Origin of the sequence: Bacillus sp. SIMBA_008 (assembly GCF_046535495.1) — a bacterium.
Lineage (GTDB): Bacteria > Bacillota > Bacilli > Bacillales > Bacillaceae > Bacillus > Bacillus subtilis.
Genome location: NZ_JAWRWL010000001.1, coordinates 1 through 13,282, shown reverse-complemented (window position 1 = coordinate 13,282; position 13,282 = coordinate 1). Strand labels below are relative to the sequence as shown.

General features: G+C 44.2%; 10 protein-coding genes and 7 tRNA genes. 2 read left to right on the top strand and 15 right to left on the bottom strand.

The genetic code is table 11. The features are described from left to right. Positions 1-39: 39 nt before the first annotated feature. The 3 genes from SB658_RS00085 to cotSA are packed head-to-tail and all read right to left on the bottom strand — an operon-like array spanning position 40 to position 2,676. Complete coding sequence (locus tag SB658_RS00085) at positions 40-471, bottom strand: hypothetical protein (RefSeq protein WP_015714582.1); 432 nt, start codon at positions 469-471, stop codon at positions 40-42. A gap of 1 nt (position 472) precedes the next feature. After that, on the bottom strand, positions 473-1,528 hold the full coding sequence (gene cotS, locus SB658_RS00080) for a spore coat putative kinase CotS (RefSeq protein ID WP_015714583.1): 1,056 nt from the start codon (positions 1,526-1,528) through the stop codon (positions 473-475). Positions 1,529-1,542: 14 nt separating this feature from the next. Further along, positions 1,543-2,676, bottom strand: coding sequence for a spore coat protein CotSA (gene cotSA / locus SB658_RS00075; RefSeq protein ID WP_015714584.1), 1,134 nt, complete (start codon positions 2,674-2,676; stop codon positions 1,543-1,545). A 189-nt stretch (positions 2,677-2,865) separates the two neighbouring features. Between cotSA and cotI the strand changes: the two genes are divergently transcribed. Both cotI and SB658_RS00065 read left to right on the top strand, forming a co-directional pair. After that, positions 2,866-3,939 carry a spore coat kinase CotI gene (cotI, locus tag SB658_RS00070; RefSeq protein WP_072175886.1) on the top strand — a complete coding sequence of 358 codons (1,074 nt, stop codon included), beginning with the start codon at positions 2,866-2,868 and terminating at the stop codon, positions 3,937-3,939. Positions 3,940-4,018: 79 nt separating this feature from the next. Beyond that, positions 4,019-4,486 carry a TspO/MBR family protein gene (locus tag SB658_RS00065; RefSeq protein WP_015714586.1) on the top strand — a complete coding sequence of 156 codons (468 nt, stop codon included), beginning with the start codon at positions 4,019-4,021 and terminating at the stop codon, positions 4,484-4,486. Positions 4,487-4,516: 30 nt separating this feature from the next. On the opposite strand, the gene glgP is transcribed toward SB658_RS00065, so the two are convergent. The 12 genes from glgP to SB658_RS00005 form a co-directional block, all read right to left on the bottom strand. After that, positions 4,517-6,913, bottom strand: a complete 2,397-nt coding sequence (gene glgP / locus SB658_RS00060) for a glycogen phosphorylase GlgP (protein WP_144500629.1) — start codon at positions 6,911-6,913, stop codon at positions 4,517-4,519. Continuing rightward, complete coding sequence (gene glgA / locus SB658_RS00055) at positions 6,900-8,354, bottom strand: glycogen synthase GlgA (protein ID WP_144500628.1); 1,455 nt, start codon at positions 8,352-8,354, stop codon at positions 6,900-6,902. Before glgA ends, glgP begins: the two co-directional genes overlap by 14 nt. Further along, the gene (gene glgD / locus SB658_RS00050) at positions 8,351-9,382 is read right to left on the bottom strand and encodes a glucose-1-phosphate adenylyltransferase subunit GlgD (protein ID WP_080286227.1); all 1,032 of its coding nucleotides are present in this window, start codon (positions 9,380-9,382) and stop codon (positions 8,351-8,353) included. The genes glgA and glgD overlap by 4 nt, the downstream gene beginning before the upstream one ends. Before the next feature lie 23 nt (positions 9,383-9,405). Continuing rightward, a complete protein-coding gene (locus SB658_RS00045) occupies positions 9,406-10,548 on the bottom strand; it encodes a glucose-1-phosphate adenylyltransferase (RefSeq protein WP_003229018.1) in 1,143 nt (380 codons plus the stop codon). Further along, positions 10,545-12,428: a 1,4-alpha-glucan branching enzyme gene (gene glgB, locus SB658_RS00040; protein WP_069703812.1), complete on the bottom strand. Its 1,884-nt coding sequence runs from the start codon at positions 12,426-12,428 to the stop codon at positions 10,545-10,547. Before glgB ends, SB658_RS00045 begins: the two co-directional genes overlap by 4 nt. A 232-nt stretch (positions 12,429-12,660) precedes the next feature. Next, a tRNA-Glu gene (locus SB658_RS00035) sits at positions 12,661-12,732 on the bottom strand. Positions 12,733-12,757: 25 nt separating this feature from the next. Then, positions 12,758-12,848 (bottom strand) — tRNA-Ser (locus SB658_RS00030). 3 nt (positions 12,849-12,851) lie between these two features. After that, positions 12,852-12,926: transfer RNA gene (locus SB658_RS00025), tRNA-Asn, on the bottom strand. 10 nt (positions 12,927-12,936) lie between these two features. Beyond that, positions 12,937-13,013: transfer RNA gene (locus SB658_RS00020), tRNA-Ile, on the bottom strand. 15 nt (positions 13,014-13,028) lie between these two features. Further along, a tRNA-Gly gene (locus SB658_RS00015) sits at positions 13,029-13,102 on the bottom strand. 10 nt (positions 13,103-13,112) lie between these two features. Next, positions 13,113-13,188, bottom strand: a tRNA-His gene (locus tag SB658_RS00010). A gap of 17 nt (positions 13,189-13,205) precedes the next feature. Further along, positions 13,206-13,281 (bottom strand) — tRNA-Phe (locus SB658_RS00005). Position 13,282 lies beyond the last annotated feature (1 nt).

Below are 13,282 nucleotides of genomic sequence, written 5' to 3'. Positions count from 1 at the left end.
TTTGCTGCAGAGAACATGAAAAAAGGCATAAATATGACTTTATGCCTTGCGCTTTACGGTTTGAGAAAACCATGGAGCTGGTTTAGATTCACTTGGAAGAATGATGATTTCCACTCTAGCTTCCTCCGCTAAGTCTGGTTCTTCATCTTCATCCTCTTCTTCATATGGGGGCACTGAGCGTTTCGAATCACGTTCCTCCTCAGGCTCTAGAATGGTTTCGAATTTCGTTTCTTCTTCATCATCGACGATTTTGTGATCTGTTTCCTTTTCCTTCGTTTCTTCTTGATATTCTTTCGGTGCATTGATGTGAGGGAGCTCTCGAATGCTGCCCACATCTAAATGCTTCTCCTCTTCTTCCTTCTCAGCTGAGATTGAGTCATGAGCCTGCCATCCCATCGGTCCAGGCGGTGTAAATACGAATTGGTCGAGATCCAGTTTAGAAATAGAGGCTTTTTGTCTCGATGACCTCATGTCAATTCGCCTCCCGATACGCTTTTATCTTTTTATACAGTTCCGGCAGTTTATCCAAAAACGAATCTTTAGATTCTTCAACAGAAATCATGTTTTGCAGCGCCCAGTTATACTTCTCATCTGACCACGTTTTCTTTTGCTTCAAATAATATTTGTGCCCGATTGCACAGAACAAATGCGGAAACGCGAGATCAATCCAAAGTACCTCGTACTGTTTTTCTGTGAGTGGATACACTGCGTCGTAGGACGCAAGCAGTGCAACCATGAAATCAGTATCCCATACAGAAAGCTTAACCATCACTTTATTCAGCAGAATACGAAGGTCTCTTGACGGCAAATCGTAGGTAATCGAGTGAAGCTCCTTTAAAAAAGGCTCCCCTTCGATCTCTGTCAAACGTGCCAATGTAAAATCCTGAAAACAGAATCCGCCATGCTCGAGCGTTTCTTTTGTCCAGGTTTCGTATTCTGAGTCATCAAGCGCTTGCAGAGCTTCTTTTCCTCTTGCCAGCATTTTATCAGCATGTTTTAAGAAAGTTTGCGAAAATACGTCATCAGGATAGGATGCCGCGATCTGCATATTCCCTTCAAGTTCCTGCAGCTTCCATCGGTACAATTTGTGCCATTTTCCCAGCCTGCTTCTCTTCTTGCTTTCATCTGTGCAAACATATCCTTTTGAGGCATGATGAAAATGGCCGGCAAATGACATGACTTTTTTCATTTGCTCTGCATCATAGTAAATCATTTCTTTTCCTGTCACTTTGTCATATAAGCTGTAAGAAACCTGATCCGTGCCCAAGCAGCTCCCGCCATTTTTTGTTTGATGAATCGGCGCTATCGGCAGCCCTTTCTCTTGTAAATGGGCGTGTGCCTGAGTGATAAAAAGCATCCGCTCCGGTTTCATTTGCGCTTCTTTTAGCAGCTTTGGGCCATGATCAGTTTCGACTTCCCAGATTTTGCGTCCGCTTTTGTTCGATTTCAGCGCCACATTGTCAATATGAAAAGGATAATAGCTGAGAATTTCGGACACAATCTGTTCTTCATGCTCTTTTTGGTACACTCTGTTCACCCCTTCTATCTGTTCTTTTCATAGACGCTGAGCAGATTTTCAGCCACCCTCTGCCAGCCGAAATTGCTTTCTGCCTCACGGCGGCTGTATTTCCCAAGCCGTTCCCGCTTTTCTGAGCTGCTCAGCAAATCATTGATATGTTCGGCATATTGTTTAGGATTTTCAAAGTCATGAATGATGTAGCCGTTTTTCCCTTCCTCTATGACCTCTGGATTGCCTCCCCGATTGCTTGTAATAATAGGAAGTCCCGCAGCCATCGCTTCATAATGCACCCTTGCTAAAGGCTCCTGCCATTGCGAAGAGCATACAAATACATCTGACATGGTATAAAGGCGCGGAATGTCCTTTGGCTTCACAAATTGAATAAATGTGACATGATCCTTTTGCATCGCACCAAGGGTATGAAGATGTTTGACATAGTTATTTAATTCATTATCTCCGAACCATTTTGACCCGATAAACACCATCATGACATCGGGGTGCTCCTCAATGATGTCCGGCAAAGCCTGCAATAATATGTGCGGGCCTTTGACTTTGCTAAGCCGGCCGACAAACAAGACGATTTTTTTGCCGTGAAGCCCCAGCTCGCTTCGCATCTCTTCGCGAGCTCGCTGCCCTTCATTCGTCCAGCGAGGGTGGTACGTTTTTAAATCCACACCGGAATACACCGTTTTTGTTTTTGATCGTGCTGACGGAAAACGGCTTGTGATCGTCTGTCCGATATAATCGCTGACCGTAACAATCTGCGCTACGGAGTCGATGCAAATCTCGCCTTCCGCCTGGCTGATTTTATCGTAAGCGAACATTTCATTGTGAACGCTTAAAATAAAAACAGCATCCGGCGCCTGTTTCTTCAATTTCGGAACCCAGCTTGGGCGATTACAAACATGCACAAGATCAAAACGGCTCTTTTTCAGCTCTGCTCCAACGGCTTCTTCATAACGGTCTTCATCCAAATGCACATAATGGACACCGTCTACCTTCTCTCTATCAGCGAGATTCGGATCTTTAATAGAAAACACAGTCACCTCATGTTTTTTTGCAATTAAAGGGGCAACCGCTTCGAGGTAGATTTGAATGGCGCCTCCTCGAACCGATGGGACAGGAAGCTTCTCTGTGGCGATCAGTGCTATTTTCATACATAGCCTCCATTCCTGCATGATTTTTAACTAGTTAGAATCATGATACGGCTGAACAACCAACTTGTGCGGAATGGGACTGCCCTAAAAACAAAACGGGTAAACAACCAGATTCATCTATTAAATATAGTCAAATAACTCAATCATTTTTTCCTTTTGATTCATAAGGTAGGAGTAAAACAGGTAAGGATGTGTCCTTTAATGGCAGAAAACCATGAAGTCATTGAGGAGGGGAATTCATCAGAGCTTCCTTTATCAGCAGAAGATGCAAAAAAATTAACGGAGCTGGCTGAAAATGTGCTTCAAGGATGGGATGTGCAGGCTGAAAAAATAGACGTCATTCAGGGAAACCAGATGGCGCTTGTCTGGAAGGTCCACACAGACTCCGGCGCGGTTTGTCTAAAACGAATACACAGGCCAGAAAAGAAAGCGTTGTTTTCCATTTTCGCGCAGGACTATTTAGCAAAAAAAGGCATGAATGTTCCTGGCATACTCCCAAACAAAAAAGGTAGCCTATATTCTAAGCACGGCTCATTTCTATTTGTCGTATATGACTGGATCGAAGGAAGACCGTTTGAGCTGACTGTAAAGCAGGACTTGGAGTTTATCATGAAAGGCCTTGCTGATTTTCATACAGCTTCCGTCGGATATCAGCCGCCAAATGGCGTTCCCATATTTACCAAATTAGGTCGCTGGCCGAATCACTACACGAAACGATGCAAACAGATGGAAACGTGGAAGCTGATGGCGGAGGCGGAAAAAGAAGATCCTTTCTCACAGCTTTATCTTCAGGAGATAGATGGCTTTATTGAAGACGGGCTGCGCATCAAAGACCGGCTTTTGCAATCGACCTATGTTCCATGGACTGAACAGCTGAAAAAAAGCCCTAACCTTTGCCACCAGGATTACGGAACCGGGAATACACTCTTAGGAGAAAATGAACAGATTTGGGTCATCGACTTAGATACCGTATCATTTGATCTGCCTATTCGCGATTTGCGCAAAATGATTATTCCGCTTTTGGATACGACGGGTGTTTGGGATGACGAGACATTTCATGTCATGCTGAACGCATACGAATCCAGAGCCCCATTAACTGAAGAACAAAAACAAGTCATGTTTATAGATATGCTGTTTCCTTATGAGCTTTACGATGTCATTCGCGAAAAATACGTCCGCAAGTCTGCTTTACCGAAGGAAGAATTAGAATCAGCTTTTGAATATGAACGCATTAAATCAAACGCATTGCAGCAGCTGATTTAAACCCATCATTTCCCCCGCATATCGGGGGTTTGATCTTTATAAGATAAAGGGTAAATAAATACATACGGAGGGTACAAACATGAAAAAGATTTTCGGCGCCATAGCGGTTTTTGTGATTACATATGCGCTGTTTTCAGCCGCAGGCTACCTGTTTCCTGTGGACCAAGAATGGTACAATTCATTGAAAAAACCGGACTGGACGCCAAGCGGAAATGCGATCGGCATCATTTGGGCCATCCTGTTTGCCCTGATCTCCCTTTCAGCAGCCATTGTATATGCTGCGTTTTCATTTAAAGGTGCGAAAAGCTTTTGGTTTACACTTTTGATAAATTACGTGCTCAATCAAGCCTTCAGCTATTTCCAGTTTACGCAAAAAAATCTGCTGGCTGCATCGCTTGACTGCCTGCTTGTCGCCATCACAGCAATCGTATTACTGATCATTGCCAAAAAATACAGCAGAATTGCAAGCTATCTTCTTTTGCCTTATTTTTTATGGAGTGCATTTGCGACGTTCTTATCCTTTACAATCAATTCAATGAATCTGTGAACAAAAAAAGCCGCTTATACAGCGGCTTTTTCACATCATCGGCTTGATGCCCCAAATGTCCTTCGCATATTCCCGGATCGTGCGGTCGCTGGAGAAATATCCTGAATGAGCAATGTTTACAATCGAACGCTCAGACCATTTCCTTCGCTCTCGATAATCAGCTTGAATTCGCTCCTGCGCATCTGCATATGAGCTGAAATCCTTCAGCACAAAATACTCATCATTATGCGGAAGCAGCGAGTCAAAGATCGATTCAAATTCATCTGCTTCTCCTTCAAAAAAACCATTGATCAGCTGATCCGCTACCTGCCTGATTCTTCTGTCATGCTGATAATATTCCCTCGATCTATAGCCGCCGTTTTCCTGATACGATAGAACCTCATCCGCCTTTAAGCCGAACGTGTAAATACAGTCAGGGCCCACCCGCTCAAGGATCTCGATATTTGCTCCGTCATGCGTGCCGATCGTCAAAGCCCCATTCATCATAAACTTCATATTCCCTGTACCAGACGCTTCCTTGCTTGCGGTTGAAATTTGCTCACTTACGTCTGATGCCGGAAAAATTCGCTCAGCCATAGAAACTCTATAATTTTCTAAAAAAACAACTTTGATCAGCTGTTTGACCGCCGGATCATAATTGACTTTTTCTGCGACAGAATGGATCAGCTTAATGATTTTCTTGGCATAATAATAGCTTGGTGAAGCCTTTGCCCCGAAAATAAAGGTTTGCGGGTAGATTGAAAACCCCGAATCCTCCTTGAGGCGGTTATACAAATACATAATGTGAAGAACATTCAGCAGCTGCCGTTTATATGCATGAAGTCGTTTCACCTGTACGTCGAATATGCTCTCAGGGTTCACAACCACCCCGGCCGTGCAAAAAATCAAATCGGCAAGCTCTTGTTTTTTCTTGCTTTTGTTGTTTTGAAACTGTTCAATAAATGCAGGATCAGTGGCGTACGGTTCTAAACGGATCAGTGATTCCGGCTGTTTGACCCATTCATCGCCGATCGCCTCTGTAATGATGGCAGACAAGCCTGGATTCGCTTTTAACAGCCAGCGCCTGTGGGCAATTCCATTCGTCTTATTGTTAAAACGATTCGGAAACAGCAAGTGAAAGTCGCGCATCTCCCTTTCCTTTAATATATCGGAATGTATTTTTGCAACGCCATTTACACTGTAGCTGCCTACTATGGCCAGATGAGCCATTTTGACAACACCATGCGCTGTAATCGCCATGTTCTCTATCCTTTTCCAGTCTCCCGGATACTTTTCCCAAACTGCGCGGCAAAACCTCTCATTGATCTCTTCAATAATCATGTACATTCGCGGGAGCAGCGGCTTAAACAAATGAATCGGCCATTTCTCGAGCGCTTCTGACAATGTTGTATGATTTGTATAAGAAATCGTATGTACAGTGATATGCCAAGCTTCTTCCCAGCCCATGTTCTCTTCATCGAGCAAAATCCGCATCAGCTCAGGCACCGCAAGCGCAGGGTGAGTGTCATTAATATGAATGCTCACTTTTTTATGCAGGCCGGATAAAGATTTATGTGTTTTTCGGTAATTGTTCACAATGCTTTTTAAGCTTGCGCATACTAAAAAATACTGCTGCTTCAGCCGTAAAATTTTCCCCTCATCATGGGTGTCATCGGGATATAAGAATTCAGAAACCGCTTCTGTTTCTCGCTTATAAGACAAAATATTACCGCCGTGATAATGGGCATAGGGCTCGGCGTTCCAAAGCCTTAACGTGTTGACAGTGCCCGTTTCATAGCCGATGATTGGTATATCATAAGGAACAGCGGTAACAATTGTCGCTTGTTCGTGGCGAAAATGCAGGCGCCCGCTTTTTTCTGTCATATGGACTTCGCCCCAAAACGGCACGTCCACTGCTTGATCCGCATTCCTTACTTCCCATACGTTCCCGTTTTTCAGCCATTGCTCAGGCAGCTCCACCTGATGTCCGTCTACAATTTTTTGCTCAAACAAGCCATGCTTATAACGTATGCCCATCCCGTGCCCTGGCAGGTTCAACGAAGCAAGAGAATCTAAAAAGCAAGCGGCCAAGCGGCCAAGCCCGCCGTTGCCGAGACCTGCATCGTTCTCTATCTGAAGGATTTCGTCTAAATTGATGCCGATTTCCTTTAAACCAGCTTCTACAACATCACGAACACCAAGATTCATTAAGTTTTGCTCAAGGAGCTGACCGAGCAGAAATTCGATTGATAAATAATATGTCTGCTTCCCGGAATTTGATCTGCTTTTTTCATTCGTTTCGATCCAATCAGCGCTGATATACTCTCTGACCATATTGCCCAACGTTTTATATTGATCCAGCTTGGCAGAATCTTTAAAGCTTTTTCCGCACGTCATTTCCAGACGCTTTAAAAATAAGTCTGCAAAGCGTTCTTTACTCGAGAACATCCCGTCCACTCCTTGTCACCTGCTCGAAAATACGCTGATACTCTTTAGCCGACTTCCCCCAGCTGTAATCTGCATTCATAGCGGTCTTCACGATGCTCTTCCATACATCCTGTTGGCGATAAAACGACAGCGCCCTTTCTATCGTAAATTTCAGATCATGCGCATTAAAGGCGGAAAACGTAAAGCCATTGCCCGTTCCCTCTTCCTCCTGATAGGCACGGACAGTGTCGTAAAGACCGCCCGTTTCCCTGACAATCGGAATGGCGCCATATTGAAGAGCAATGAGCTGCCCCAAACCGCACGGCTCAAATTTCGACGGCATCAAAAACATATCAGAGCCCGCATAAATTTGATGGGCTAGCGGCTCATCAAACCCGATATAAGCCCGGCACTTCTCATGATAAGCAAATTCTGCATACCGGAAATAATCTTCAAATTCACGTTCTCCTGTGCCCAGCACAACCAGCTGTATGTCTTGCTCCTCAAGAAGTTCGTGCATAATTCTGCGGACAAGATCAAGCCCCTTTTGTTTAGTGAGCCTTGTCACCATACTGATCAGCGGAATATCGTTTTTCTCTGGAAGCCCCATCCGCCGCCGAAGCTTCGTTTTGTTTTCCAACTTGCATGCAAGATCCCCTGAATCGTATTGCGCCTCTATATAAGGATCGCTTTTCGGCTGATAGAACGTATCATCAATGCCATTTAATATGCCGGTTACATCATCTTCCCTATATTGCAAAACCTGTTCCAACTGCTCACCATAATACGGCGTCATGATTTCATTTCTGTAAGTGGGGCTCACAGTTGTCACATGATCAGCCGCAATGATGCCCGCCTTCATAAAATTAACAAATCCGTTGCATTCTAACCTTTCATAATGAAAATGATCCATCTCAAGACCCAGCAAGTCATGTGTGACATCAGGAGGGAATATGCCTTGAAACTGCAGGTTGTGGATCGTGAGCACGCTTTTCATCCGTTCATAAAAAGGATGTTTTCTGTACTCCTCTTTCAGCAAATAATTGACCATCGCTGTATGCCAATCGTGAGTATGAACAATATCGGCTTGAACATTCACAACTTTGGCAGCCTCCAGCACAGCTCTTGAAAAAAAGGCAAACCGCTCACCGTCATCATAATGCCCGTACAACGAATCCCTGTTGAAATAGTACTCATTGTCGATGAAGTAATAATTCACATCATCTTCGTCCATATGTTCAATTCCGCAATATTGCTGCCGCCAGCCGACAGCTACGGTGCACTCAGCCTTTTTCTTCATACGCTTTTTCCACGGCTCAGGTATTTGGCTGTACTTCGGCAGCATCACATATACTTCATTGCCTAATCGCGCAAGCGCCTTCGGAAGAGCGCCTGCTACATCGGCAAGACCTCCTGATTTAACAAATGGGGTGCATTCAGACACAGCAAATAATATCTTCAAGAATTCATCAGCTCTCCTTGCACCAAACCTTTTCTTAATACAAGCGGCTGGTCAGCTGTTCCAGCAGCTTCCGTCGCCTTGCCGATTTTAACGTCCTTATCAGAAATGACCTGCTCAAGAAGGCAATCCTCGCCAATCTGCGTTTTTTGCATAATAATGCAGTTTTTCAGCTTCGTCCCCTTTCCGACATGGACCGCCCTGAACAAAATGCAGTTTTCAACCTCTCCTTCAAGCACACAGCCGTTTGCCACCAAAGAATTTTTGACAGTGCTGTGTTTTCCGTATTTCGTCGGCGGTTCATCCTTCACTTTTGTGTAGATAGGCTGCTGCGGCAAAAACACCTGCTGCCAAAAACGGGGCTGAATGAGTTCCATACTGTGGGTATAATATTTTTCCACCGAATCAATAACTGCGGCATAACCTGAATATTCATAAGGGCAAATGGTCAAGGCGGAAGATTCCTTTTCAACAGCCTCCTGAATGGTTTTATAGCCTTTTTCGCTATGTCCGTAGATCAGATCCTTTAAAAGCGTTGTTGACATGATATAGATTTGCAGCGACTGGCCGTCCTGAAATACCTCGGTGACGTCGCAGCCAACCTCCTGGTGGCGTTTCAGCACATATTGAAATTGAATGTTGCATACGGTATGGCTGTTGGAGATAACAGCATATTGCTGAGTGCTTCTGTGGAAGTAATCTAGATGGTCCGAAAACTGGCGAAAGGAACCGAATTCATCGTATTCGTGATGAAGATGGGGAGACGGGAAAAAAAAGAGGCCGTCCTTTTTCCGGTGCAAATCCCATTCCTTACCCGCCCCAAGGTGATCCATGAGCGAACGGTAACGATACTTCGGAAAAATTGCAACACTCCTAATATCCGCATTCACCATGTTGGAAAGCATAAAATCAATCAGTCGGTACCTGCCGGCAAAAGGGATCGCCCCGAGCGACCGCTGTGCTGTTAAATCCTGAAGAGAATGCTTATATGTGGTTTCATCTATAACACCTAACATTTGATTATTGAACACTGACTCTGCCCCCTCTTCAGTAATTAAATCAATTCTTTTTCTACAAATTCCTCTGAAACGAGCAGCACCTCTTCAATGTCTTTTTCGGAGCGAATCACTGCGCCATCCGGCAGCACCATCCCATTAGGAACAATGGCATTTTCAATGACTACATGCTCCCCAATCGTCACATCCGGCATTATGACGGATGATGTAACAGTCGTATGCTTACCGACAGTCACACCTTGAAAAAGAACGGAGTGAGACACATTTCCATATACAACACAACCTTCGTTCACAAGCGAATCTTGAACCTGCGCATCAGATGAAATAAATTGCGGAGGCTGATTTGGATTGACGGAGTAAATTTTCCATTTGCGTTCAAACAGCTTCAGCTCCGAGTCCTCTTTTAACAAATCCATATTGGCTTCCCACAAGCTCTGCACCGTTCCGACATCCTTCCAATATCCCTTGAACGGATAAGCAGAAAGCTTCTTTTTCTCCTCCAAAAGCAGAGGAATAATGTCTTTGCCGAAGTCGTGGCTAGAATAAGGGTTTTGATCGTCCATCTCAAGATACTGTTTCAAAAGCGGCCAATTGAATATATAAATTCCCATTGAGGCAAGATTGCTCTTAGGGAATTTGGGCTTTTCATCAAAATGTGTGATCGTCCCATCTGGATTGGCCTTCATGATGCCGAATCGGCTTGCTTCCTCCCAGCCCACTTCGATGACAGAGATGGTCACATCTGCTTTCTTTTCAATGTGATAATCAAGCATTTTGCCGTAGTCCATTTTGTATATGTGATCTCCTGATAAAATCAGTACATACTCAGGATCATACTGATTCAAATAATTGAGATTTTCATAAATGGCGCTTGCCGTCCCTTTATACCATTTGACTTCTGATGACTCGGCATAAGGGGGTAAAACCGTCACGCCGCCATTATATCTATCCAGGTCCCATGCACTGCCGATCCCAATATAGGAATTCAGCTCAAGCGGCTGATATTGCGTTAAAATCCCGACTGTGTCTATGCCTGAATTAGAACAGTTGCTTAGGGTAAAATCAATAATCCTGTATTTTCCCCCGAAAGATACAGCCGGTTTGGCCATATTTTTTGTTAATCCGCTGAGACGGCTGCCCTTCCCGCCGGCAAGGAGCATGGCTACACATTGTTTTTTCATCTTTTTATCTCTCCTCTTTTTTTAACCGCCCGTAAAATCGAGATGCCGTAAGGGGGGATGGTCATCGTGATATAACACGGTTTATGATGAAGTGCTCCCTTTTTGGCCGATAACGGCTTTTTGTTGATTTGCCCTGAGCCTCCATATGTTTCACTGTCACTGTTAAGCACTTCAATGTATTGAGTAAAAAAAGGAACTCCAACATCATATTGATGATAGACCACGGGTGTAAAATTACAAATGATGACAAGCGCCTCACCGTGCTTTTTGCCATAACGAATAAAAGAAAAGATTGATTGTTCGTCATTATGGACATCAATCCATTCAAACGATTGTGCACGATGGTCATGCTCATAAAGGATTTTGCTTTTTTGGTAAAAGCGGAGAAGATCTTGCGTAAAAACGCTGGCTTTCTGATGCATGGGGAAGGAGTCCAAAAACCAATCAAGCTGTTCTGTATCTTTCCATTCATCAAATTGGGCAAACTCTGATCCCATAAAGATCAATTTCTTTCCGGGATGCACTGTCATATAGCCCAGCAAAAGCCGATACTGGGCAAATTTCTGCCAGTAGTCGCCAGGCATTTTATTAAGAAGTGATTTTTTTCCGTATACGACTTCATCATGAGAAAACGGCAATACAAAATGTTCACTAAACGCATATAGTAATGAAAAAGAGATAAGCTGATGACAATGCCGCCTTTCTTCGGGCGGCGTCTCCATGTATTTCAGTACGTCATTCATCCATCCCATATTCCATTTATAATGAAAACCAAGCCCCCCTTCCTCAACGGCACCTGTCACTTGAGGCCATTCTGTAGAATCTTCCGCAATCATTATCACATGTGGATATGCCTCTCTCATGGTTTGATTGAGTTTTTTTAAAAAATCAACAGCATATGGATTCGTGTGGCGTTCATCCTGATTTGGCCAATACAGGATATTAGCCACTGCATCAACCCTAAATCCATCTATATGATAGAATTCCGCCCAGTACAACGCATTCGAAATTAAAAAACTATGAACTTCCGGTTTCCCCAGGTCAAAGTTTGCCGTGCCCCATAACCAGTTCTCCCGATCACGTTCTTCTTTGTATTCATAAAGCGGCTCTCCATCAAACATATAGAGTCCATGTGCATCTTTACAAAAATGTCCGGGGACCCAATCCAAAATGACTCCGATATTTTGCTGATGACATTCATCAACAAACTTCATCAGATCATGCGGCGTGCCAAACCTGCTTGTCGGGCTGTAATACCCCGTTCCTTGGTACCCCCATGAACGATCATATGGATGCTCATACACCGGAAGCAGTTCAATATGGGTAAACCCCTGCTCCTTGATATAAGGGATAAGCGTCTGACTTAATTCTTTATAGGAATAATGCCTGCCATCAGAATGCTTCTTCCAAGACCCAAGATGCAGTTCATAAATGAAAACAGGTTTTTCATACAGCGTCTTAGCCTTCTGTTTCTTTTGCCATTTTTGATCTTGCCAGCTGTACCCTTCCAAATCGTAAGTAAGTGACGCTGTGTTTGGTCTGACTTCTGAATAAATAGCGTATGGATCTGCCTTCAGCCTGATCTCACCGTTATTCGTCACGATTTCATATTTATATCGTTCCTTTTCTCCTATACCTGGAATAAATAACGTCCAAATGCCATTATCATTCACTCTGTGCATCACATGCTCTTCTCCAGACCAGCTGTTAAAATCTCCAGCCACTCGTACTTCCGACGCATGAGGCGCCCACACACAGAATTCATATCCGCTTTTGCCATTCAGCTCGCGGTAATGCGAGCCAAACAGCTGATAGCTTTTAAACAGACTGCCTTCGTGAAAAAGATAAACATCATGTGCTGTCGGGCTGGCAGCGGCCATGTAATCATCCTTTCTGACATCATAGTTTTCATTTATAGTATTTATTCGAAGAAATAAAAAAAAGCCCTTTCCTGAAAGCGCTTATACTTATAGACAATTAACTTCATTTTCTGAAGAAAAACGAAATATATGGAGATTTTTGTAGTCTGTTTTTAAAATAAAGAACAAAATCAAAGACATATCATGATTTATAAAAACAAAAAAACCTTGCAGGATATGCAAGGCTTCTGGATGACCCGTACGGGATTCGAACCCGTGTTACCGCCGTGAAAGGGCGGTGTCTTAACCGCTTGACCAACGGGCCGATAATTATGATATCTGTAATCATATGGCGGAGAAGGAGGGATTTGAACCCTCGCGCCGCTTACACGACCTACACCCTTAGCAGGGGCGCCTCTTCAGCCACTTGAGTACTTCTCCATTTGGCTCCACAGGCAGGATTCGAACCTGCGACCGATCGGTTAACAGCCGATAGCTCTACCACTGAGCTACTGTGGAACAAAAGTCATGGTGGGCCTGAATGGACTCGAACCATCGACCTCACGCTTATCAGGCGTGCGCTCTAACCAGCTGAGCTACAGGCCCATGACGACATAGAAATGGAGCGGGTGATGGGAATCGAACCCACGACATCAGCTTGGAAGGCTGAGGTTTTACCACTAAACTACACCCGCAATTTTTATTTGGGGCGATTGATGGGAATCGAACCCACGAATGCCAGAGCCACAATCTGGTGCGTTAACCACTTCGCCACAACCGCCAAAATATATTGATAAATGGTGGCTCGGGACGGAATCGAACCGCCGACACACGGATTTTCAGTCCGTTGCTCTACCAACTGAGCTACCGAGCCT